We start from the raw sequence: 24105 nt of genomic DNA on the forward strand, positions 1-24105 counted from the left end.
ACCAGGCCCGGCTTATCTTTTCTATCACATTTAATCCCGTCTTCGGAGAGCTGGATCACTCGGTCGAAATCATTGCTCTTAAATGCTTTCTCTATTTCGTTTGTTCGGATTGAGGCGTTAGAAATATGCTGGCCGACATACTTTTCAACTTCATCCTCACTTTTAAATCGCCTCAATAAACCCAGCTTTAGAGATTGCGCTTGTTCCATTTCATACTCTCCGGATAACGTATCCAGACAACCCAAAATAACATCTGCTTCATTTTCCTTTTCAACCAAGTCACTGGCGAGATCTAATATTCCCAAATGCCAGTCCCAACCTTCAAATTTTTTTGTGTTAAAAGACCAAATGCAGTAATCATAAACCTGTTTTCTTAGGATCTCAGAAAGCTCCTGTTTTGATAGCTCTGAAAGTAAAGCCATTGCCGATTCAATAAAATAGCCCAGATCTCCACTACTGTCGTCAGCAAATTGGAAGGCATCAGTTACCTCTTCAAGCAAAGCTGTAGTTATAAAAAAAACATTTTCATAATTCCTATTTTTCAAAGAACGATTGGCATTCTCCAAAAAAGGCATTAAAGTATTTACAACATGTTTCATTTCCGACCAGTCAATCCAATCATATTTTCCGGCGGCTGTTCTTAAGATGTAATGAATTTGTTTTTGATAAACTTCTTTCGACTGGTTTTTACTTAAATAGCCAAAAGTCGCTAAAAAATAATTTGCAAATTTTTTATCATTCTTACACTGCTCTTCTGTGAAGGCGATGAGTTCCTGATGTGGAATGTCTTTTAACAACGCCTTTATTTGTTGGGCAGTTGAAGCGGTTTTTTTCTTTATTGTTATTTGTTGGGGAATTTCCGTGAGTTGTAAATAATGTTTTTGCAGATAGAAAATAGTTGCAACTACGTGTTTACACACAGAGCCGAAATAATAAGGGCAATCACATTGATGCTCATTGATGATTTCGTTCTCAATTGTTAACCGAACAGTGTAATGTTCCCTACCAGCAACAATAGCTTCATATTCCCCACTAGCATTCTCTGAAAGATCAATGACAGAGCCTCTTTTATAATAATTAACTCCTCGTTTTAAAATGGCTTCATCAACGATTTGTTCAAATTCGTTTAAAGGTATTTGCATAGCGTCAAGCTTTTATAAAGACTTAGAGATGGGTTCTTTTTCCAAATCGTAAACCCCTGTTGACAGCTCTACCTGAAACCACTCTTTAAACATTCTGTAATTCCTGTTTTGGGGCCATTGTTTTTTATTGGTATGTCTTTCTTCTAGTTCGAGAATAAATAACTTATCAAAGTTCTTTCTAAGCCAGGCTTCCACGTCCTCAATATCTTCACTTAACAGGTAAGTTTTTGTTTCAATTGTCTCATCCACATCTGGGTGCAAATTAGAATACCAATTCAAAGAAGGTTGCAATGGTTTTAGTATGATTGCACTGCGATTGATATAGTTTTCTTCGAAATCCTCCTGACTATGCTCATCTTCCAACTCCTCCAACATCGACGCCAGATAATCGTCTTTCGCTTGGGTAACCACAGATAAAATAGGTTCTCCACTGGTTTCTTTTATTTCAAAATCTACAATAAAACTATCATAGTCCTTAAATTTTACTGTTTTTGAGTAAATCATTCTCTTCAACAAATCCAAATTTATGTCCGTTTTCTTGACAGAACTGAGAATGGCATCAGTTTCTTCCTTTGGCAATAACATTTTCAGATTACCAAAATTCCAAGCATTGATGGCAAACTCAAAAATGTCTTCATAATATTCTGTATCAGCAAAATCTGACATATAGGGTTCTATGAACTGTTCCAGTAATTTTGAATATTTTACACCTTGGTTTTGGATAATCGTTTTATTTCCAAATAAATTGATGCCTTTGCTTTTCATTTGTTAATTAGTTAAATTATTTAATTTGCTTCAGTAACATTTATCAAAAATAATAAATCTTTTTAATGACTTTAAAATATCCCCTATGGTTGTATAAGGCACTTAGGAATAAAGTTCTTCAAGAAAGCATTTTTTTAACAAGTCTTCTATATTTTTCGCTGCTCGTAATGCCGTTTAAATTGGTCAGCCACATTTTCCATATTTTTGTCAAGTTTAAAATGAAATCACCGTTTCCTCAATTCGGGATAATCTGTAATCAGGTCGTTGAAGCGACGAAAAGGCTTTTCACGGGAAAGTGCCATGTAGAACTCTTCCTGTCTTTCAGTGGTACCACCTCACTTATAAAATCCTCTATCATGGTAAAGGTTGTTGTACTATCCATTCCTTCGAGTCGAATATAGTCTGCTCAATTTTTTCGATATCGTCTATAAAAAGTTCATCATAATATCCTATATTTTTCAAGGGGTCGGTATAAGACATAAGCTCTACGTTAACATTATCATAAAAACAAAGCATACCCATGTCCAATTGCTCCGCAATCACTTTGATCATTTCTATATCGGGCATCTTCATATCTTATCAATTTATTGAATTACCATTTAATTTCTGGGAAATCCCTGAATTCCAGTTCATGAATTTCACATCCATGGACCCGGGCGGAATGATTCAAATCTTGAATTATTCGTTTGTTCTCAGGCGACCAACTCGAAAAATAACTGTGCAGCAATTGAGCTATCTTGCGAAACCTTGCTTTCCCACCTGGCATGGATACAAAATCTATATGCAGTGTTTGGTAAATAATAAAAGCCATTTCGCCTCCAGTGCTCAGGCCACGACCGAAGAGCGGCACAATATCAGCAGCGCCCACGGCATCATATTTTAGCAAAGCCTGCTCAGTAACATATTCCAGCATATAAAGATTGGCCTGGTTCTTTCGGTCAGTCATTATAAAGCCAGCATTTTCTCGAAGCGTATTTATAAAAATCAGTAAATCGGTCCACACTAACTGAAAACCATAGTAATGATGAGATTGTTCATCGTCAAAAGAGACCTGTTGGATAAGCCGTGTGCCCTGGAAGGCATGTCTAAGCTCATAAGCAAAATTCAAAAGCAACATATGCGCCCCTTTTTGATAAATATTACTTTCATCCAGAGCATCAGCAACATGATGCACGGTATCATAGAGACTGTTCAAATCTCCATAATCTCCGTAGATAGAGATTCCTGTTCCGTTTTTTGTCGGCGTAGCTTGTAACATATTTGCTAATATTAATAATTTCTCCCCCTAAGTTAGGGAATCTCGGGAAAGCTCTTATAAACAATTCCACTTTCCAAAAAACAGGTTAAAATGTTTTTTACGATCTGCCTTCGGAATTTTATTTGAAACCCAAAAAAGGATCTCCTTTTCCGGCACTTATGAGAAATGTTCCGTACTACTGGAAAAGAATAAGTTATGACTAACTGCTGAAGATGAGCAGGATCAATACATCCTTAAACCCATTTCGGCGACTGGCAGAATGACAACAACACATACAATTACCCTAATTCTATTACAATTATTAATTATATTTACCCTAATTCTGTGACAGAAAGTGAAGTAATTAACCCTAATTCTGTGACAAAACATTCATTAATTAACCCTAATTTTGTAACAACAACTAGTTTTGGAATTAAAGTTTGTCAAATGTTCGATAGGATAATATTTACAGAGTTAGAAAAATGGCTTACCAAATCAAATCGTAAGCCATTAGTGATACGAGGCGCTAGACAGGTAGGTAAGACGACCGTTGTTGGGCAATTTTCAAAAAAATTTAAGCAGTACATCTATCTCAATCTGGAGCTTGCTGCTGACAGAAAGCCTTTTGAAGAATTCACAACGATCGAATTACTCGTGCAGTCTTTGTTTTTTATTAAAAATCAGTCACTTACCCAAAGAAACGATACGCTTTTGTTTATTGATGAAATACAGGAAGTGCCTGAGGCTTTAAACATTCTACGTTATTTTTATGAAGACCAACCAGGGATTGCGGTAATAGCCGCGGGCAGTATGCTCGAAACTTTGTTTGATAAAAACATTAGCTTTCCGGTCGGAAGAGTAGAATATATGGTTTTAAGACCTGTTTCTTTTCCAGAGTTTTTGAGTGCTATGGGTGAGCGGGAAGCGATAAGCTATTTACAACAGGTACCCGCACCAACCTTTACACATGATAAACTCATGCAGCTATTTCATACCTATGCACTTATAGGGGGAATGCCGGAAGTTATTAAAGAGTATAGTAAAAACAAAGATCTACTGGAGTTGTCAGCAATCTTCGATTCGTTGATTACGGCATATATGGACGATGTTGAGAAATATGCCGGTACAAATGCACAGGCCTTACATATAGGTCATGCGATAAGGGCATCATTTGGACAGGCCGGTCAGCGTATTAAGTTTGAAGGTTTCGGAAATTCGCCCTATCGGTCCAGGGATATGGGAGAAGCATTAAGAACGCTGGAAAAGGCGCTATTAATTGAGCTCATTTACCCCTCAAGTGATGTAAAACTGCCTTTGCTGCTAGACTATCGGAAATCTCCAAGGCTTCAGGTGCTGGATACTGGAATGCTTAATTATTTTGCTGGTATACAGACAGAGATTTTAGGAACTGATGATTTAAATAAAGTCTATCAAGGGACCTTAATTGAGCACTTGGTTGGTCAAGAGTTATTAGCCACACAGTTTAAATCTTTAAGTGCACTCCATTTTTGGGTACGGGAGAAGACTACTTCAAGTGCGGAGGTGGACTATGTTGTACCTTTTGAAGGGCAACTAATTCCGGTAGAAGTGAAATCAGGAGCTGAAGGTAAATTAAAATCTTTGCATATGTTTATGGATCTGTGCCCACATAATATGGCCATCCGATTTTATGCAGGCTCGCTGCACATTACTGATGCCGTTACCCCCGGCGGAAAGAAATACAAACTATTGAATCTCCCTTATTATCTGGTATCTCAAATCGAGAATTACCTAACCTGGTTCAAAACACAAATCTAGATTAGCAGTTTACACGAATTTTTTCAAAAGAATTAAAATTGACGAATCTTAGGCTTAATCTCTAAACATTCGGAAAGGCCTGTAATCAGGAAAGACAATCTTGAAGAACAAAGTATCTAATTATCTCGGGACAATAGTTCATACACTAAATACAAGTATTTCCTGCCCCATAACCAAGCAGATCTTTAAAATCTAGCCTAGAATATCGAGTAATTTAGCTGAATCAAACTTTGTATGCTCTCCTGATCTTACGTAACCAAGCTGGTTGGTAAGCATTGTTGTTTCACCGATTTTAAAAGATGAGGTGTTGTGGTGATGGTGACCATATATCCAATAAAGAGGATTATATTTTTCTATCATCTCAGTTAATTCTACAGCAAAGGCTTCATTCAGTATACTTCCCAAAAACCTGGAAGGATAGTTCATTAAAGTTGGTACATGATGAGTAACTACAATCTTTTGCTGTCCATTTTCATTTGATATTTCTCTCTGAATAAAGTCTAAGCTTTCCTGATGTAATTTATTGTAATCAGTTGGCCTGAAAACTTGCCCATTATTCCGGATTACGTAAAAATCAGACATCCCATCAAATATCTGTCTCTCATTTGGAGGACTAATGTGAGACCACATTGTTGAAAAGATTAAATCGTAATCTGTAGCTTTGATCGTAATGTTGTTGACCAGTTGAACATTATTTTTGATCTGCTCTAGATGGGACCCAGAACATCTGGCGATATCACCATAATAATATTCATGATTACCCGGGATCCAATATACCTGTTCAAAATTATCTGAAACATAATTAAAGAAATCCATACGTTTTTCAAGCTGGCTAAAAGTTACAATATCGCCAGCTAAAATCAATACATCAGCCTTAGGTTGAATTGGGAACTTATTCAGATAATCATGATTTTCAGGGAATTCTAAATGTAAATCAGATGCGTATTGGAAAGTCATGGTTATTAAGTGTTTTACAATTGAAAATTGGTCATCTATAATCTTACCAATAACTATAGAAATAATTTATAGCTAAGATTTATTGAAATATAGCTAAATGTAGCAATGGGAGAGTTTGCCATTACACCAAAACAAATGACATCATCTTTTTGTTGAGATAAAGATATCAATTGCCTGAAAATCAATAATTTATGGAAAAATCCGACGAAACCAGAACAAATTTTATTTAAACAACTTTCTGACTATCAAATACTTGTAAAACACAACTTCGACTCACTAACTGTCAAAATGACGGCTTTTGGACTCAAATGTTATCACTCAAATCTACAAAATTGATTCGTTTTACACAAGAAAAATCATCTAATACGTACGGCCAACTACAAAATATCAAGAAGATTAATAAATGACTTTCGCGAACATTTCAGCAACAAAAACATACATTTACCCTAATTCTATTACAGATATTACAAATATTTACCCTAATTCTGTTACAGAATAACAATCTATTTACCCTAATTTTGTAACAACACACAGGAAATTACCTTATTTGAGTTGTCGGTTACAAGTTATTCGTAATATAAAAATTCTGCTATATGGTTTCCCGTAACATTAACAACCTCCTTCATACTATTTTTAGTTAAAAATAAAATATGGAAACAATTCAATCAATCAAACCTGGCCCAAAGCCGAACAAACCAGATGGAACGCCTGACAGAAGGAGACGGGTTACACCAGAAACCCAACCAAAGCATCCTAAGCTAAAACCTCATGAACACAAGCCGGGTGATGCTAAATGATTTAAATTTTATGAATGTCAAATCATTTGATTTATTATTTCGGGTTGTGCTTCTCCATACAACCCGAAATATCTTATTACCTAGGTTTTAAAAAGATTAGCTTATTCGGCATTAATTTCCAACCCCCCCATCATTTTATTAACTTAGGAAATATTTAAACCCTCTTGAATTCATCCCGCCAGAAATACCTTAAAGCTTTTAATCGCCTTAAACAAGGTGTAACTAAATATGGTCCAGCGCCACACAAGCCTGTATTGCTGCTCAGCCTAATCGAACTTATTGAAAAAGGTTTAGTCACCAATAACCAGTTTGAAGTCAATGCTGATCTGGTGGCTACTTTTAAAGAGAACTGGTTATTGCTTGTACCCACTATGCACCAACCAGATTTTACGCAGCCTTTTTACTATTTGCAAAGCGAAAAAATAGAAGGACAAGCTTATTGGAAGTTACAACCCAATTTGGGCATGCAAATCAATGCACACATCAAATCGGTAACCCGGTTAAGCGAAACCTGTGCCTTCGGGTATTTTGAGCCACAGCTATTTCTTTTGTTAAGTGATTCAAACAGCAGGGCTTCGGCCACTGCAATGCTGCTCGATACTTATTTTCCTCACAGCAAAGCGAGATTTATTGCTGCTAAAAAACATGGCGAAGGCTACCTGCATGATCAGGAAGATTTCGTATTGAATGAGTCCGAAGCCAAATACAGGAGCATCATCATCAATACCGAAGAAGATGTTTTCGTTAGAAACGGATTGTTCAAAAAACTGGTGCCTAAAATTTATAATAACCAATGCAGTTTTACAGGCATGCAATGGAGCAGTACTTTCGGCCATAGCTTTGTTGATGCATGTCATATCGTACCTTTTAGCCAAACACATAATGATAAAGTAACTAACGGTATAGCCCTATGCCCAAATCTCCACCGGGCATTTGATCGCGGACTAGTGAGTATCTCTGCCGACTACACCATTCTCGTTTCTGATCATCTGATTGAAAAGGAAAACCATACGTATACTTTGAAAGGACTGGTAGGAGGAAAGATTTTATTGCCTAATAAACGGATACATTTTCCAGATGCGGAAGCAGTAGCGTGGCATCGGGAACATATTTTTAGGGGCTAAGTATCCAATAAGATATTTAGAAAACCAATGTCGATAACCTGTAGGTTACAACACTCCTGATTTTTACCATAGCTCTCATTACTCGTGGCTGTCGTTATAATGCGGCTCATTATAACAAAGTCTGGCGATAATGTTCTACTAATCATTTATAGTTCGCCATTCTTCCCGATTAATCCGGGGCGGTAAAACGTTGGTTTGCTTTACCTGATAAAAGCGCTCCTTTAAAAGCAAGGGGCAGCGAAGATACCACCTAACCATTAAGTATCTCGGTCACCGCATCCGCCAAAATAAAGGCCATATTTGCTAAACAAATCACCACCTATCCACTCACCAATTTAGCAGAATCTTTCCACAAGTAATTTGGAATAGGCTCTTGCAACTCCCAAGTAATAGACATCGGTTTAGAGCCTTCATATTTAATAAAGTTAGCGTCTCCAATAAAAACATAGCCTTGAGTATTACCATATTCGTTACTCTTAGCCTCTCTTACAAAAAGTAATATCTTTTTACCCAGCTTTTGGTGGTTAATATAGGTTAAACCTTTACCGCTATCACTACGGGTTTGATTTTGAGATTGCCAATGAAATAAGATCTCATTAATGGCATAATCATCATATAGGGTAGTAGGCGAGAAATCCTCTTCCGACTTAGTCAGGTCTATAAAAAGTAATTCGGTATTTAAATCTTTGTTTTCTGCTACGCCCTCGCGATTGCTTGATTGGCTAGATAAAGTACTTAATCTAAAAGCAACCAATACCTGGTCTCTCGTATACCTAGCGTGAAGTTTTAAAGGCTGTGCATAAGATAGATTTGTTAAATCATATTCCTCAAAATCGGTTTGAGCCAAACGGTAGGTTAAAAAGGAAATAATTTCAGCTACATAAGTTCTATTTCTCCCAATCTCTTCAATGCTTTCAACCAGACTGCTGTCCGTAGGTTTTTGCCAAAAGTCATAGTGCAGCATCACCAACCCTAACTCATCCGTCTTAGAGAATTTTTTGTTTTTGATCACGAAATTCGCTTTGGCCAAATTAAGTAGAAAAGTAAAATAGCTGTGCGAACTGGTGCTTAACCACTTATTCCTCAGCATAGCGGTGTATAATTTTTCGTTTAATGAATTATAGTCTGCTATTACGTTCGCTTCATCACATAGTTTCGACCAGCTGCTTCTTGCGTAAATCAAGTTAACATCTAAATGGTAGATGTATAAGAAATTACCTAAAGTCAAAGGCAAGTCGGTATGTTGCGTATAGCTCTTTATCTTATGGATTAGGTTTTTTCTGCTCAGATTAGTAGCCCGTTTAATATTGGCTAAAATAGTCTCTTTCGCTTGCTTCTCTAAAACGATAGCGCAGCCCAAGGGCAAATGTGGAAAGTCGTTCTCAATCTCTTTTTGTACCGTGGTATTGGTTTTGCCAATCAGCGTCCTAAACTTTCCTTCAAAATCGTATTCGGCATTGGCATTACCTACAAAATCCAATACAGTAAGCACATCCTTTCCATCATGTAATCTAAGACCTCTTCCCATTTGTTGTAAAAAAATGGTTAAGCTTTCTGTAGGCCTTAAAAACAATAGGGTATCTATTTCAGGAATATCTATGCCTTCATTTAAAATGTCAACCACAAATAAGTAGTTAATCTGCTTTGTGCGCAACTGCATTAAAGCTAGCCTACGTTCTTCGCTACTCGTATCGCTGGTTAACGCTTTAGATTTTAGCCCGGCCTTATTAAACCGTTCGCTCATAAATATCGCATGATCTTTAGACACACAAAAACCTATCGCAATCAAATCCTCAAAATCTTTAGTATACTGTTCTAGATTTCTGATAATCTCACTCACACGTCTATGATTAGCCGTATACACTTTGCTTAGCTCGCTGGCTACATATCTACCTTTTTCCCACTTTACCTGAGATAAGTCTGTACTATCTGCAATAGCGAAATATTGAAAAGGTGTAAGCAGTTTCTGGTTTAGCGCTTCCGGTAAACGTATTTCTGCGGCAATATGGTTATCGAAATAAGGTAAAATACTTTCGCCATCCATGCGCTCTGGCGTAGCGGTAAGCCCTAAAAGAATTTGTGGTGTAAAATAGCTAAGTGCCTTTCTATAACTATTGGCGGTAGCGTGGTGTCCTTCATCTACAATAATGTAATCGTAATAATCTGGACTTACCTTCATCGCTTCCAACTGATTATTGAGCGTTTGTACAGAGGCAAAAACGTGTCTTTTATCCGTAATCTCTAATCCATCTACCCAAAGTTCGGCAAAGCTTGCATCTCTTAAAATATTTCTAAAAGTATGGCGGGCTTGCGTTAGTATCTCTTTTCGATGGGCAATAAAAAGAAAAGTTGTCTGAGGGTTTTGCTGTCTAAACCGCTTAAAATCAAAAGCCGAGATCATCGTCTTTCCTGTACCTGTTGCCGCAACAATAAGATTTTTAAACCTACCATGAATATGACGCTCTACCTGCAATTTTTCCAATACCTCTAATTGGTAATGGTAGGGTTTAATATCAAAAAAGTTAATAATGCCCTCTTCTGCTTTTCCTATCCGGTTGTTTTTAATGGCACCACTAAGCTTTTCGTAATGTAGCAGATCATCGTAAAGCTCAAACTCTGCATTCTGCCAATAAGATTCGAAAGTTTTCTGAAACTTTGCAATAATATGTGGAATCTCCTTAGTGGTAATTTTTACATTCCATTCTAAGCCATCTGTTAAAGCAGATCTCGAAAAGTTGGAAGAGCCAATATACCCCGTATGAAATCCGGAATTTCTGTAAAACAGATACGCCTTTGCATGGAGTCTTTCTCTATCTACATTATACGATACCTTAATTTGGGTATTAGGAAGTTTGGCTAATTCTCTGATTGCCTTCGCATCGGTAGCACCCATGTAAGTGGTGGTAATTACCCTTAATTGGCCGCCATTAGCAGTAAAATTTTCAAATGCGGGTTTTAAAATGACGATGGCTTTCCATTTTATAAAAGAAACCAATAGATCAATGCGATCGGCTGAAGCTATTTCTTTTTTTAGTTCACTTTCTAAGGACAAACCTACATTGCCACCAGTAAAAAGTTCACTTTGTGTGAGTCTGGTTTGTGGGGTAATTTCTTTTAAGCGTAGATCCAAATCAGTATAATGATTGTCTATCGTGGTAAAAACTGCCCTTAGGATCGTTGCCTCCGCATCAATAATATCTTCTTTGAAATCATATTGCGCTATCTCCTGCTGTAAAAGGACAATAATTTTGTTAGCAATTTCAATCTGCTTAGTAATATCTTTTTTAATTAAATTAAACGCCTGCTGCATCGCCGAACTTAAATGTTGGGCTAGTATTCGTGAAGCTTCCTCTTTGTCTATCGGGGCGGTGTTGATATAAAACGATTGCCTGTCTAAACTGTCTAGTTTCGCTTTAAGTACTTCGGTAATTAACTGTTCGTATATGCCTAAATTCATCGATATAATTCCATTAACTTTTTCACCACTGGCACATCTGCCGCTGCCCAATCGTACGCCATTAGGTTGGCTATCTTTTCCCACTTTACTTGCGCATGCTCCACTGCGTTAAGCTCACCACCTTTGTATGTGCAAATAAATGGATAAAGGTGCAACGAAAACTCTGGGTAATGGTGCATTACGTTCGTTAAACCTTTGTCAACGCTGATTTCTAGATTTAATTCTTCTTTAATTTCCCTAGCCAGACAAGCTACTTTACTTTCGCCTGGCTCTACCTTTCCACCAGGAAATTCCCATTTCAAAGGTAATTTCATATTGGTGCTACGTTGGGCAATCAATACACGGTTATCTTTAAAAATGATGGCGCAAGTAACTTCTAGCATCAGTAATTTTTAGTTTCCTTAGGTGATTAGCAAGCTATACCCAGACAACTCTTCAAAGTCCTATAAATTACTTGCTAAACAAAATGATTATCCAACATTGGCTTTTGCCTAATATAGTGAGGAGTTTTTAATAATTAAAAATCAACAAAAAACTAAAATCTATTTAAAGTAAGATAGACTGTGGTAATATTGATTTTTCCTTTAACCATTCAAAAGAACTTACTATTTGTTCAATCTTAAATCTTTTTTTCTTATCATGCCAGCCATAAAAGATTTCTATTAATGCATCTAAGGAAACCCTATCAGTTGCAATTAATTCGAGAGCACAAGCAAGAACTGTAGCCGCAAGCTCTGTTTCTTCCGTTTTCTTATACCTAAACAGCTCTATTATGAACTGTATGTGGCTGTCTTGATCAGAAAAATAATTTTTATAATAGTTCTTTTGTGCGATTAGATTTTCTAATGGGAAGTATTTAGGAACAATATAATCTCCATTTTTAATATTTTTTGTTTCGAACCATTTTTGTTTTTTAAATTCGTTATTAATTGAATGCATAAATTTATTATCGAAAGGACCAGCAGCATGTTTCGTATACCTTGATAACTCCATATTGGATATATGTTCACATAAATAAACTAATTTCTGGAATTTTATGCGACCAAATGTAGGCTCCTCTCTTAGTTTAGATACTATCTCAGCACCTAAAACTGCACGTTTAAAATAGGTATTAGATTTCTCCCTAACTACTTTTTGTTCGTATTCTGAGAGCTCTTCCTTTTCTTCAAGTTCTTCTATAGATTTTGGAGTAATAAGCCCTAAAAGCATAAGTCCTTTCTCCAGATCATCCATCGAAAATATTGTATTATTGTTCTCCATTGATGATATCTATTTCCTTTTTTATTTTAAAAATTAAACGTTCGCGAAGTTTTCGTATTGCTGGTTCTTTAATATTTAATTCTAAGCAAAGCGATGCTACAACATCATCTGGTAGATATTTATGATTTCGCTTGTATTCTATATCAGCAATTAACACTTTCTTTTCTTTTTCGTTAAGTTTTTTTAATATACGTAAAGTGTATTCTTTTATCTGATGATTTTTTCTAACATCAAATTTTAATGTTTCTTGTAGATCTTCAAAATATGAACTTGACTTAACCCATGTTTTATTATTTTTATTGTGATAATCTTTAAATAGGTTAATATATATTCTGTAAAGAAAACCCATTATAGCAAGACGTTCAGTACTTCCTCTTAATTTGTTTCTATCAAACGATCTATATTTTTTAACCTTTTCGAAAGTATCATGGGCAATTTGTAATCCAATGTGTTTATCGAGTTTACGTCTTTCACATATTTTACTGCATTCAGTTTCGACATCTTTTATGTATCTACTTACGAACGAACTATATGAAACATCATTTGCATCATTTCTGCAAATGTTTTCCAACAGCTCGGTATCCGATTGATGTTGTAAATCTTTAGTTTTCAAGAGCTTCATTTAGATATACTATAAAGCGTGACAAGAAGTTTGTCACGCTTTATAGTATTATGGTTAAGCAAGTTTCCGAAATAACATTGGATTTTACAAGAGTAATCAAGTAACGATTTTAAAACTGATGTAGTAACATGAAAGTGAGCCACATTTTATTTATACGGAAGAAGTTTGCGAAATTAAATTATGAATTATGATTTTAAAAAAAGAAAATTTCAATGCTGGTAAATATGAAAGTGATACTTTCATTACAGAAAAACAGTTGGTAAGAATACTTGATAGTTGCCCAGAATTTAAGACGGATCTCCTGAAGATATTTAATGTTGATGATAAAAAAACAACAGTTCTGAAAGTTGGCAATTCGAAACAACTCATCCAGGCGCTCCATTCACTAGATAACCAATGTCAAAAGATTGATTTAACATGTAAAATGAGAGATGTTCATCTTAAAAAACTTTTGGAGGGTGAAAAGGCTACATTCGAAATTTTTTCCGTTAAAGATCAATATCTTGTTAAAAAGATAAAATCAGATTTATTAATTGCGGAAACGAGATATAATGCTAAATCAGATATATTGGATTATTATAATCTTAGCAAATTTGCAAACTACTGTAGGGATAACCAGTACGATGATTTAGTAGATAATATCCAAGAATACTTGTTAGATAAAAATAAAACCAACGTAGATCTTAGAAACTTTAGAATTGTACATCATAAAAGCGATGATCTATTTTTCATAAGAGCTCTAACTTCCAGTGGAGACTATAAAGATTTTGGTATAAATTTTTCAGTATTCGTTGCAATTAAATCTTTGGCCAATTACGTTGAGAAAAGTCAAAATGAAATTTTTATAGATAATTTTCAAGTAGATGATTCTAATGTCTATGTTTCATTTGCTTTTTCAAATAAAACTAAAATCAATGACAAAATAGACCTTTCTTTTAGTTTGATATTAGAGAATGACGAAGTTAAAAGAAGTGCAGTATCGTTCAATGGGCTTTTTAAATTAACATTTAATGACAAGGCTAATTCTGGATATTTATATATCAAACCAAAAGGACTTAAAAAAGACGATAATTATCATCCGGTAGATTTACTAAGTTATCAACACAGGGGCAGCGTAAAAAATGTTTTTGAAAAAATTCAAGAACTTCCGGATTCGATTGATTTCTTTATCAAGCAAGTAAGTGAGGATGCAAAACGAATTGCTTTGATAAAGCATCCCGATGATGTCAGGAAGTTCATCAGTAATAAGGTAAAAAACTCTAAAAAACCAGAATTTAAAGTGTATAAGGAAAAGGTTTTTAATAAGCTAATGAGCGTGAGCGTGGATAACACCTTTAAATTGTTTGCCCTGCTGAGGCAAATTGAAGATTTGTTTGAACATGATGATGTAATCTCACTAAATTTTTGGCGAACCAAGCTTTACGAGGCATTGGTAGAGAAAGAATAATTATTAGAAATAAGTGAATTACCTTTGAATGGATGAACATAGGTAAGTAATTAATAGTTACTCAATTTAAGAGTCCGAGCTAACGCACTAGGCGGAAATTATAAGTAGAAAAGCATGGCTAGTTTTACAAAAGCAGACCTTATTTATACTGGATACAAAGATTCAGCTAGGCCGGGAGACAATCCAAACGTCACTGGTAAACCTGATGGCAATCATCTAAATCGTTCTGAGTCATATGAGATGGTTTATTTCATAAACACTTATATGAAAACGAAGAATTGGCAACAAAAGTCAACGTTTAATAAGATTGAGACTTACCTAAAGAAAAGTCCGCATGTGAATAAATCACATGATTTTTGGAGAAAAGACCTCGATGCAAACTTTAGGTTAAATTAAAAATTGAGGCAGGGTGGTCGGCATTTCGACTGCCCTTTTTCTTAAGGGTTAGTTCTTTTATTTCAATTTTATGCTATTATGGCATTTAGGATATTTGGTACAACCCAAAAATACACTGTGCTTGCCAGTTCGCTTTACCATAAAGCCACTATTGCAACTTGTGCAAAGCATACTATTATTTAAAATATCTACATTTTTGAAAGTTTGGTTACAGCATGGGTAATGTGAGCAGCCTAAAAACTGACTATTGTTTGCAGGATTTTTTTTAATCACCAATTTGCCCGTTTTACAATAAGGGCAGTTGGTACTTTGATAGGATTCGCCATTTTTTGTTAAAAGATATTTGCCATCCTCAAGTAACTCCTGTACAAACGGACTAGCCTCATTAGGTATGAGTAATACTACCTCATTTTTTGTACGTGTTAATGCCACATAGAACAGCCTACGCTCTTCGGCAAACCTGTAAGATTCGTCATCGCTTAAAAGTAGCGATAGAATTGGGTCGTCAGTTACTTTGTTTGGAAAACCGAGCCAATCGTTTTTTAGGTTCAGCAAAATCACATTATCAGCCTCTGCACCTTTAGATTTATGAACCGTTAAAAAATTAATTTCTACATCTTCGAACCCTTTTACTTCTAGCTTGCCTGCTCTTTCTATAAATTTTACACTGCCATTAGAAAATTTAATTAAATCAATGATATCAAAGCTGTGTCTTCCTAATACTAAAATTGTTTTTTTCCCATATCGGCTAACTAAATTTTGCACTTCATTCAAAAAAATTGCCTCAACATCTTTAGAATTGTAATGCACAAATTTTACTGGCGAAGCCACAGCTTCCTTTTTTGAAATGGGATTTTTAGCAATTTGCTTAGGGTTCTTTTTTACGAAACTTGCAGACACATCTATCAAGGCTTGCGAGTTTCTGAAAGTTTGTTCTATCAATAATTGTTCATAGTAACCTACATATTTTCCAAAGTTGCTAAATAGGGAAATATCGCTGCCTGCAAAGCGATAGATAGATTGCCAGTCGTCGCCTACGCAAGTTAAACGAGCAGCAGAAAGATCTCTTATTTCTTTAATTAAATTAAACCGTGAAAACGAAATATCTTGGTATTCATCAATAATAATATACTGATAGCTATATTTAGGCTGGTTATTTCTAATTAAATCAGTAGCCCTATTAATCATGTCGTTAAAATCAATCTCGCAGCGGTCTTTTAAAGTTTGGTTATATTTATTTAGAATGGGTAACGTAAATCTTAAAAACATTTCGTGCCGCTCGGCCATAAAAAGATTTTTAATGCTAAACTTAGTAGCGTAAACGTCTTTTAAGCTCGACTCCTCCAGTTTTCTAGATTTACTTAGGTTAATAAATCCTTCAATAAGTTTAATAATTTCTTTTCCGAAATTGTGATCATTGGCCAAAACCTGCAAGTAAATGTCTTCTGCTTTTAAGGGCTTAAACAAAACTTTTTCTACTTCCAATATTTCTTTAAGCTTAATAAGCAAAATTTTGTCTCTATTATAATAAGAGTAGGTTTCAAGCAATTTTGTATTGAACGTTTTGTGGGTTTCGCGTTTCAATCGCATATCTTCCACATAGTTTTCTGCATTTGCAGGAGATAGCCATTTTGCTTCGTTGTTTTCATCAACACCAAAATGCTCTAAATAAATATGGTAATCCGTAAGATAAAAATCTGGGCGATATACCGTTGTACCATGTGGATAAGATTTTTCATATTCATACGCTATCCCATTAACGTATAAGAAATTCGCTATAATAAGTTCTTCAATGCTTTTTACCCTTTCACCCTGAATGGTGTCTAGTTTTAAGTTTTTAGCCAGATTTGCAGGCTCACATTTTGATTTTAACGTCTGGAAATCGATACCTTTTTCTGTATCGATTTTCTCGCCAAGCGAATGATAACTGTCATTTTCTTCTGGTATATTCATGTAGCAAGCCACGTACTCCACATAAGCTTCTAATGCTTTTTTATCGCTTAATATATCCGTTTTTAAATATGAGGTAATTACCTTGTTTAAGGTGTTTTCGTTGGTGGTAACTGGTGCAATGTCTTCAAATTGTTTGATGGTGTTGTAGCCTAATTTATGAAACGTTACCGCACGTGTACCTAAATCTAGTGCTGTTATTCTTGCGTTTAAATCTTCAACTGTTTTATTGGTAAACGATAACAATAAAATATTATCAGGGTTTACATTTTTTTTCTCAATAAGGTATTTTACTTTGGCCAGTATGGTTAAGGTTTTGCCAGAGCCAGCACCAGCAATAATTAGGTTCGAATACTCGTCTGTAACTAAAGCAGTGCGTTGCTGCTCATCTAAACTTTTACCTTCAATATCATCAAAGTATAATTTTAGCTTTTCCTTTTCAGCTTTAACGTAATTAAAATTATGCTGCTTAATGTTTTGGTTAAAGTTTTCGTAAGCATTGTTAAACTCGCTAATGCGTTCTTCTTGCTTGTAAAATTTGTTTTTGTTATTAAAGAAGTTCCCTGTGTTTGCAAATGCTAATTTTATTTTATCGCGTTCTACCCAGGTGATATAACCTTCTAAGGATTTAATCAGATTTAGAAATTCAACAAGTTCTTTTAGCCTAGCCAAATAAGTAGGATTGGTGTACTTTTTTTTGCTTTGCTTAGTAAGGTAAAGCCAAATTATAGTTACTACGGTAAGGGCTAAGGCTAATAGTTTTAACAGCTTGGACATCGAATTACCATTTACGTAAGTTTTGGCTGGTGATGACACCACCAGAATATTAAAATCAGTTATTAAGACTAAACTATACCTTTTTCCTTCAATAACTTCATTAATGCTTTAAATTCTATATGAGCTTTACTTGAAAGGTCATTCATTTTGTCAGAATCTATTCTGGCTTTATCTCGATTGCTATCTTTGAAAGGTACGAGGAAGCCAGCGGGATGGCCAGAAACATGATAGCCCATAAAGTCGGTAAATTTCTCTAGTTTAAAATTAAATCTTCCCAAGGCTAAATTAATATCGCTATCGAGGATTTCATTTTTTGATAACCTACTAGCATATTGATAATCTATAATGCTACTAACAGTATTTTGCCGATAACCATTCCACGCATCATTATTGCATATATCCTCCTCAAATGCATTCACATCCAATTTCTTCAACAGCCTGTTTAATGCTTTAATATCAGATTGCTTAGGCTGAGAATTGAGTAACTTAATTTCTTCTCTTTTAATTCTTAGTTCTATTAATAATATGCTACAAAATATAGTTAAACAGAATATAATGGTTATTCTCCAATCAGAGAACAACTTTGGCAGAGTGTAATAGTTGGTAAGATAGGTTAGTAGTATAGGTACAGCAATTAGTGATATATACCACTTTTCAATAATGCTTTTCATTAAGTAATCTTTCTAATTATTCCTGAACTTTTAAGTATAGCAAATAGAGGAGAACGCTTTCTGTAAATTTTACCACCTTTAAATGCAACCTTCGCCAAGCTAGTGTTGAAAGTTTCAAATTCAAATAAATTAGAAACTGTTTTAACAAAGTCTTCATAACTAATGCTCTCTACTGCCCCATTATTTCTAGATGGTGCCGAATAAGAGATATAAATGTCATTAATCTCGTGTACAGTATAGTGTATTTTATAATCTAAACTTTTCACGATAACATCATTATTGAGGCCTTGTCGAATTCGCTCCCACAATTCTATTGGATTTGTATTTTTAACTTCGAAAGAATAATTTGCCATAAGTTCTAATCTTGAAATTTTATAAAGCTTAATCTTATTTAGAAAGGGATTTACTGTAATAAAAAGTAAATGTGGACTCTGCAGAAATTGTCAGAGAATTACAAAATGTAATCAGTGCTCAACTCCACAATACATTTACTTCGAATAGCAACTAATGAAAATCAATTCAAAGCCAAATTGAATTAATTGATTTTCATTAATAAATACATTTCAACATCAATCCACTATTTGATGGTTCTTTAAAATATCAAAATTAATTTTCATATCTTTTTGGATCGAGAGTTCTGCTTGCAACGCTATAGTAATCTCCGACAACCATTGGCCCATTATCGAACTCTGGTGGTATGTAAGATGTAGTATAAATTACTTGAAAGTCGTTAGGATTAAATGACTTTAATCTTTCAATTAACTTCCTTTGGAAATTTTGTGCTCGTTCTTCCTCAATACCTTTATCCTCCATATTATCTGCTAGAATGAATCGTGGGTATCTCATTTCCGAAATGGATAGTGACGCTAGGAAAATTGCAAATCGGGCCGTGATTTTTAGATAAAAATTAGAACTTGCCGAGAACCTTTCATACTGAGATGATAAGAAAGCTATATTATTTGCAAAATCGATATTAAAAGCATTTGCGTCCTTAAATGCATCTTGGCGATGTAAATCGTTATTTAAAAAATATAATGCTTCAAGCTTGATTCGATGCTCAATGGCGTCTCGCAATGCATTTTGTTTAGCTTCAGCTTGACTTATCGACCAGCTTAAAGATTTTATCTCCTGGCTTAATAAATCAGCTCTCTCCTGAAGCTTGCTATAAAATTCTGCATGCTCAAGCATTGTTCTTATCTGCAAAATTTCACCATCAAGAAAACCTTTTTGTGTTGAAAGGCTAACAATTTCTTCTTGCCTACTAGAATTTACATCCTTTACCTCCTGATTGAATTGATTTTGAAGATCCTCTAAAATTGCCTTTTCTTTCTTTAATGATGGCAGAAGAATTTCAAGTTCTTTTTTCAGATCGGCTTGTATCTGATTAGACTCAATAATCTGAAAATCAATTTCTTGACTTAGCCTTCGAGATTGAGTTAATGCATAAGTGCTATCTAAGGGTTGCTTGCATAATTTGCAACTATGCTCATCTCTAAGTTGAGCATTATCTTTTATTTCTGATAGACACTCTGGGCAGAATTCTAAAGTGAAATTATTTAAAAATGCTCTAGTCTGAACAGAGTTATTCAAAGCTTTCTTTTTCTCTTCTAGACTAGTGATAAAGTAAACATTATCTGTAACTTCGAACTCATATTGTTGAATTTGCTCATTTAGCTCCGATACAATTTCTCTTCGCTTTACAATTTTATTTGCGAGTTCATAATACCTAAAATCATCAACCGAAATAGTAGTTTCCTTACTTTCTATTTTAAGTTGTGAAATTGTATTCTCTATACCCGAAATTTCTATCTGTATATTTTCTATCCTAGTCTCTAAATGCGTCGGATTTAAAGCTAACGCATCTGAATAAAAGCCTCTGGTTGCTCTTAGCTGAGCTCTGACTTCATCACGTTCTTTATTTGCATCAATCAGGCGTTTACGAGATTGATAAAGCTGATCATCATAAATCCCTAATAATAGATCCGAAGTGGTTTCTCTTGTAATTTGTGAATCAAATTGCTCATATAGAAAAAGAGAACCTGTTGGCGAATCTTGGTCAACATACATCAAACGTAATAGTTGATGAATTGTGATATTGCTATCAGCTTTGACTTGAGGAATATCAAGGTTATCAAAAATCACATTTGAGAAGCTTTTGATATTTGCTTGGGTGCGGTAACCAAATTTTTGCCAATGCTTATCTGGTGGAGGGTTTCTGCTATCTTCAAAGTCTCCCCAATAGAAGTACATTGGAGTTCTAGTTTTAACTTTATCACCTTCCAAAATTAAATCCCGACGAATGGTTATCAAAGCTCCGTTCATCTCCGTTTCTGCGAAAACACTCTCGCATTCCTTTGCTTCAGGAACAAAATCTACAAACTCGCCACCGAGAACATAAAATATAAAATTTGATATGGTAGATTTTCCAGCACTATTGTTACCCCGGATGATATTGACGCCCTTATGAAATAATTCATCATACGCGACACGACCATCATTAAGATAAACAACTAGCCTATTAATAAATAGATGATTTTCAGTCATATCTGCTTACCATTAATTTGGTTCTACTTTTTAACCCATCTGGACCGAACATCGATAGTTTATAAAAATGATTGACCATTATAGTTACAACATTTTGTTCAGTTGGAGTGAGTGGCTCAAATTTAGATTCATATTCACTCAAAAGCTCTTTCGAAATTATCGAAATTCTATTTTCAGCTAGTAACGACTTATTTATTATTCCATACGAAGCGAGACAATGCAACGCTGTCAACTGATAAGGTCTTAAACGCTCAAACACCTTCTTAGAGTCAATTAATTTATTGTAAGGATTATCCTTTCGGATGAAATTTTTTCTTAATTGTCTAATCTCTTTCTCATCTTGTTTTAAAGTGATTGTATGAACCTGTTCTGGAAACAAGAGATAAAAATCCCAAATCCTGATTCTATCCAATTCGACAAATTCAGTATGTCTATAGTTAGTCAAAATTCGGATCATCCTATAAATAGCGTGATAATAATCGAAAGCCTGGTTATACGTTATCATAAATTGTCCAATTTAAATGACACTTACCGGTAAGAAAGAAAATCATTCCGTAAATATCATCCATATCATAATTTAAAAAATCATCATAAGCACCGTGTTCATTTAAAAGCTCACAGATCGGATTAACTACCTTTTCTCTCACAGCCAACTTGATTTCCGACGTATTAGCCTTTTTTTCAATTAATGGTTCGATGTACGATTCAAAATTGTGGTTGATGAAAGAGAAAATCTCAAGATCAATTTTTTGAGCGGTTTCGTAAAACTTATTTTTCTCCATCTTTTTCCAATATTTATGCTTTCGAAGTGTCGCTCTTCGAATTTCAATGGAATTGAATCCTCCATCCTGTAACTTGTCAGGCATACTGCGTCCATCCAACTCAGTATTATAGTATTTAAAATCGTCAAGAAAATCCTCTACAGTTTGGTTCTGCTGAACTTCTTCTTGCAAACGCTTAAACCTTTGTGCAAGCCTACTGAGTGGTGAGACAAATATATCTCTCACCTGATTGGCGTTTATTTGATTTGTTACAGGTTCATTGTTTTGAACATTATTGGTACTGTCCATTAAAATGATAGATTCCCATTGATAATACCAGCATTGACTTGTTTTTCAACCTTCTCATTGTTCGTTATATTTTGCATAAGAGAATTTTTCAACAATTGTTGGGAGTTGGTCACAAGTTCTTGAAGTGATTTTGCGAAGTCAGGATCTTCTGTGAGGTACTGTTGTAATTGTGCAGAAAATTCCGTTTCGTTATTAACTGCTAATTCTTTAACTTCTTCCTCATTTCCTTTTTTCTGAAACGGCTTTTTTATAAGATTCCAGATGTCTTCCCCTATTTTACGACCTAAACCATCATTGGTGGCTTTAAGAAAAGCTTTTGCCATGGTAATGGCGGTGGGTGCGAGCGTTATTAAGTCCATTTATTATTTATTTAGATGTGGTACACTTTTTTTGAGATTATTGACGGGTTTAATGTAGGTTATTTTTAATAACTATGAAATGGCTAGCTCATTATTTTTGATTTGCTTTAGTTTTATTGATTTTAAACAAGGTCGAAAATAATTATTGCGTTGATTTTGCGAACCTCTCTCTAAAAGTAACCCCAGTGTTTCGGACTAAGCTAGACGGCTATTTGCTTTCCGGATTCTGCCTATGATGTCACTTTCCCTTTCGATGATAGATATGATATTTATTGTTGTTTCTTTCGTAGAACAAAATCCTTAAACTCTTTTGTAATCAGTTGTCTGTTTTTACTTCCATTAACATTTTGTGAATCATTAATCAGAGCATCAATGCCGTATGCTATTAAATTATCAAGGGAGATTTGTCCTTTTAGGTGTTTTGAAAAAATTGGAGTGAATGCTTCTGATAAATTTTTGATAATAAATTCACATTGATTAAGTGTTAAATCAACATTTTCTTTAAGTAAGTCAAAGGAATCTCCTAAGGATACATTATAAGTGCCAAAGTAGAACTTTATCAAGGCCTGTAAATTTTCATTGGTTTTTGGGAAAATATTCTCTTTTATATTTGGCATTACTATTATTACTTCTCCATTGAACTTACTTTTAAAATCTCTTAATTTTTTAATCAACTCTGGGTTATTCACCTTAACATTCACACCTTTTTTCTTGTCCAGTTTTTCAATCTCGTAAGGTATGCTTTCTTCTTTGTTCAATCTCTTTAGTTCTTGCTCAAGAGCTTTGGTTAGTCCTGTACTTTTTCTTCCCTGTTCTGCTAGTAAATCTCTATTATCAACTTCTAATAATTCTCCTATCTCATTCAAATTATCATCGCTAGGTTGCGAAGTATTAGCATTCCAGGCACTAACCGTGGTATAATTTACATCCGTCCACAATGAGATTAGTCGATTGGAAGCACCAGCATCAATAGCGGCATCTTTGATACGATTAATCGATTTTGCGTCACCAACTTTTTTTCTACCCATTTATTATAAAAAAAAATGTATTAAAAGTTTGCACTTAGTGCTAACTTTATTATATTTGTTAACAGTTATTTATAGCGACAAACAGAGTCGGGACATACCTGGCTTTAACGATGTCTCTCATGAAAGAAAACCGCTAAATTTCCACATGAGCCGATCGTGAGTTCGCCTATCTATTGAGTTTTGCTATCTTCGTGATATCTTATATTCAATAGGGCGATACTCATGTCAGTCTTTTGTGGAACACAAACCTAGTTTGTGTGGTTCTTAGCGGTACCTCTTTCAAAAGCATTGAGTTTCGCCCTATTGGTTTTTAACCAATTTGGTTTCCCATTTGCTTTTATTGAGCCTGCATCGTTTTACATAAAAATTAACCGTTTATGAAAACGAAAAAATTAAGCGCCATCAAAATGATTCACCTCCAGGAAGTGATTCGTAATTATTCCCTACAACTACTATTAAAGAACGTCATTTGTTCTCCATCGTAATACGTGCCAGAATTCCAAGTAAAAATATAGCCCAAAAGAGCGGAGGCTGTGTGAAAGAGAGAGCGCACAAAGTCCCGGCGGGTTAATTTAGCTTGGTACCAGCCCTTTATTGCTGATTAGGCAAAGGTGCAGTACGATGGTTTTTCGCAATCCCAAGGTAAGTATCTTTTTCCTAATAACAAATACGGTTTCCCGTATCCGCACATTAAAATGCGGAAGG

20 protein-coding genes are annotated in these 24105 nt (G+C 34.9%); 3 read left to right on the forward strand and 17 right to left on the reverse strand.

The window, feature by feature from the left end; all coding sequences use genetic code 11:
- The 4 genes from R2S57_RS18775 to R2S57_RS18790 form a co-directional block, all read right to left on the reverse strand.
- A partial coding sequence (locus R2S57_RS18775) for an SWIM zinc finger domain-containing protein (RefSeq protein WP_316846476.1) occupies positions 1-1142 on the reverse strand: 1142 nt, incomplete at its 3' end.
- A 12-nt stretch (positions 1143-1154) separates the two neighbouring features.
- Positions 1155-1907, reverse strand: coding sequence for a hypothetical protein (locus R2S57_RS18780; protein ID WP_316846477.1), 753 nt, complete (start codon positions 1905-1907; stop codon positions 1155-1157).
- Positions 1908-2261: 354 nt separating this feature from the next.
- Positions 2262-2480, reverse strand: a complete 219-nt coding sequence (locus tag R2S57_RS18785; RefSeq protein WP_316846478.1) for a hypothetical protein — start codon at positions 2478-2480, stop codon at positions 2262-2264.
- 19 nt (positions 2481-2499) lie between these two features.
- Complete coding sequence (locus R2S57_RS18790; protein ID WP_316846479.1) at positions 2500-3165, reverse strand: DUF6904 family protein; 666 nt, start codon at positions 3163-3165, stop codon at positions 2500-2502.
- Between the two features lie 324 nt (positions 3166-3489).
- Here R2S57_RS18790 and R2S57_RS18795 point away from each other — a divergent pair, with 324 nt between their 5' ends.
- On the forward strand, positions 3490-4941 hold the full coding sequence (locus R2S57_RS18795) for an ATP-binding protein (RefSeq protein WP_316846480.1): 1452 nt from the start codon (positions 3490-3492) through the stop codon (positions 4939-4941).
- A 192-nt stretch (positions 4942-5133) separates the two neighbouring features.
- On the opposite strand, the gene R2S57_RS18800 is transcribed toward R2S57_RS18795, so the two are convergent.
- On the reverse strand, positions 5134-5898 hold the full coding sequence (locus R2S57_RS18800) for a metallophosphoesterase (RefSeq protein WP_316846481.1): 765 nt from the start codon (positions 5896-5898) through the stop codon (positions 5134-5136).
- A 961-nt stretch (positions 5899-6859) separates the two neighbouring features.
- On the opposite strand from R2S57_RS18800, the gene R2S57_RS18805 reads away from it, so the two are divergent.
- Positions 6860-7819 (forward strand): HNH endonuclease, encoded by a 960-nt coding sequence (locus tag R2S57_RS18805; RefSeq protein WP_316846482.1) that lies wholly within the window; start codon positions 6860-6862, stop codon positions 7817-7819.
- A 319-nt stretch (positions 7820-8138) separates the two neighbouring features.
- On the opposite strand, the gene R2S57_RS18810 is transcribed toward R2S57_RS18805, so the two are convergent.
- The 4 genes from R2S57_RS18810 to R2S57_RS18825 all read right to left on the reverse strand — a co-directional run bounded on the left by R2S57_RS18810 (position 8139) and on the right by R2S57_RS18825 (position 13149).
- Complete coding sequence (locus R2S57_RS18810; protein ID WP_316846483.1) at positions 8139-11276, reverse strand: DUF3427 domain-containing protein; 3138 nt, start codon at positions 11274-11276, stop codon at positions 8139-8141.
- Positions 11273-11659, reverse strand: coding sequence for a (deoxy)nucleoside triphosphate pyrophosphohydrolase (locus R2S57_RS18815; protein WP_316846484.1), 387 nt, complete (start codon positions 11657-11659; stop codon positions 11273-11275). The genes R2S57_RS18810 and R2S57_RS18815 overlap by 4 nt, the downstream gene beginning before the upstream one ends.
- A 163-nt stretch (positions 11660-11822) precedes the next feature.
- Positions 11823-12536: a hypothetical protein gene (locus R2S57_RS18820; RefSeq protein WP_316846485.1), complete on the reverse strand. Its 714-nt coding sequence runs from the start codon at positions 12534-12536 to the stop codon at positions 11823-11825.
- Positions 12523-13149 (reverse strand): hypothetical protein, encoded by a 627-nt coding sequence (locus tag R2S57_RS18825; protein ID WP_316846486.1) that lies wholly within the window; start codon positions 13147-13149, stop codon positions 12523-12525. The genes R2S57_RS18820 and R2S57_RS18825 overlap by 14 nt, the downstream gene beginning before the upstream one ends.
- A 196-nt stretch (positions 13150-13345) precedes the next feature.
- Between R2S57_RS18825 and R2S57_RS18830 the strand changes: the two genes are divergently transcribed.
- Positions 13346-14605 (forward strand): hypothetical protein, encoded by a 1260-nt coding sequence (locus R2S57_RS18830; RefSeq protein ID WP_316846487.1) that lies wholly within the window; start codon positions 13346-13348, stop codon positions 14603-14605.
- Positions 14606-15058: 453 nt separating this feature from the next.
- Here R2S57_RS18830 and R2S57_RS18835 read toward each other — a convergent pair whose 3' ends face one another.
- The 8 genes from R2S57_RS18835 to R2S57_RS18865 form a co-directional block, all read right to left on the reverse strand.
- A complete protein-coding gene (locus R2S57_RS18835; protein WP_316846488.1) occupies positions 15059-17728 on the reverse strand; it encodes a UvrD-helicase domain-containing protein in 2670 nt (889 codons plus the stop codon).
- Positions 17729-17796: 68 nt separating this feature from the next.
- Positions 17797-18399 (reverse strand): hypothetical protein, encoded by a 603-nt coding sequence (locus R2S57_RS18840; protein WP_316846489.1) that lies wholly within the window; start codon positions 18397-18399, stop codon positions 17797-17799.
- Positions 18399-18752, reverse strand: a complete 354-nt coding sequence (locus R2S57_RS18845; protein ID WP_316846490.1) for a hypothetical protein — start codon at positions 18750-18752, stop codon at positions 18399-18401. The genes R2S57_RS18840 and R2S57_RS18845 overlap by 1 nt, the downstream gene beginning before the upstream one ends.
- A gap of 253 nt (positions 18753-19005) precedes the next feature.
- The gene (locus R2S57_RS18850; RefSeq protein ID WP_316846491.1) at positions 19006-20943 is read right to left on the reverse strand and encodes a hypothetical protein; all 1938 of its coding nucleotides are present in this window, start codon (positions 20941-20943) and stop codon (positions 19006-19008) included.
- Positions 20936-21448 (reverse strand): ABC-three component system middle component 5, encoded by a 513-nt coding sequence (locus R2S57_RS30550; protein WP_410479086.1) that lies wholly within the window; start codon positions 21446-21448, stop codon positions 20936-20938. Before R2S57_RS30550 ends, R2S57_RS18850 begins: the two co-directional genes overlap by 8 nt.
- Entirely contained in the window at positions 21435-22013 is a 579-nt protein-coding gene (locus R2S57_RS18855) for an ABC-three component system protein (RefSeq protein WP_316846492.1), read from the reverse strand. Before R2S57_RS18855 ends, R2S57_RS30550 begins: the two co-directional genes overlap by 14 nt.
- Positions 22013-22372, reverse strand: coding sequence for a hypothetical protein (locus tag R2S57_RS18860; RefSeq protein WP_316846493.1), 360 nt, complete (start codon positions 22370-22372; stop codon positions 22013-22015). The genes R2S57_RS18855 and R2S57_RS18860 overlap by 1 nt, the downstream gene beginning before the upstream one ends.
- 269 nt (positions 22373-22641) lie before the next feature.
- A complete protein-coding gene (locus R2S57_RS18865; protein ID WP_316846494.1) occupies positions 22642-23400 on the reverse strand; it encodes a hypothetical protein in 759 nt (252 codons plus the stop codon).
- Positions 23401-24105: the final 705 nt, after the last annotated feature.

It is taken from the genome of Pedobacter psychrodurus, from assembly GCF_032678585.1.
GTDB classification, from domain to species: domain Bacteria; phylum Bacteroidota; class Bacteroidia; order Sphingobacteriales; family Sphingobacteriaceae; genus Pedobacter; species Pedobacter psychrodurus_A.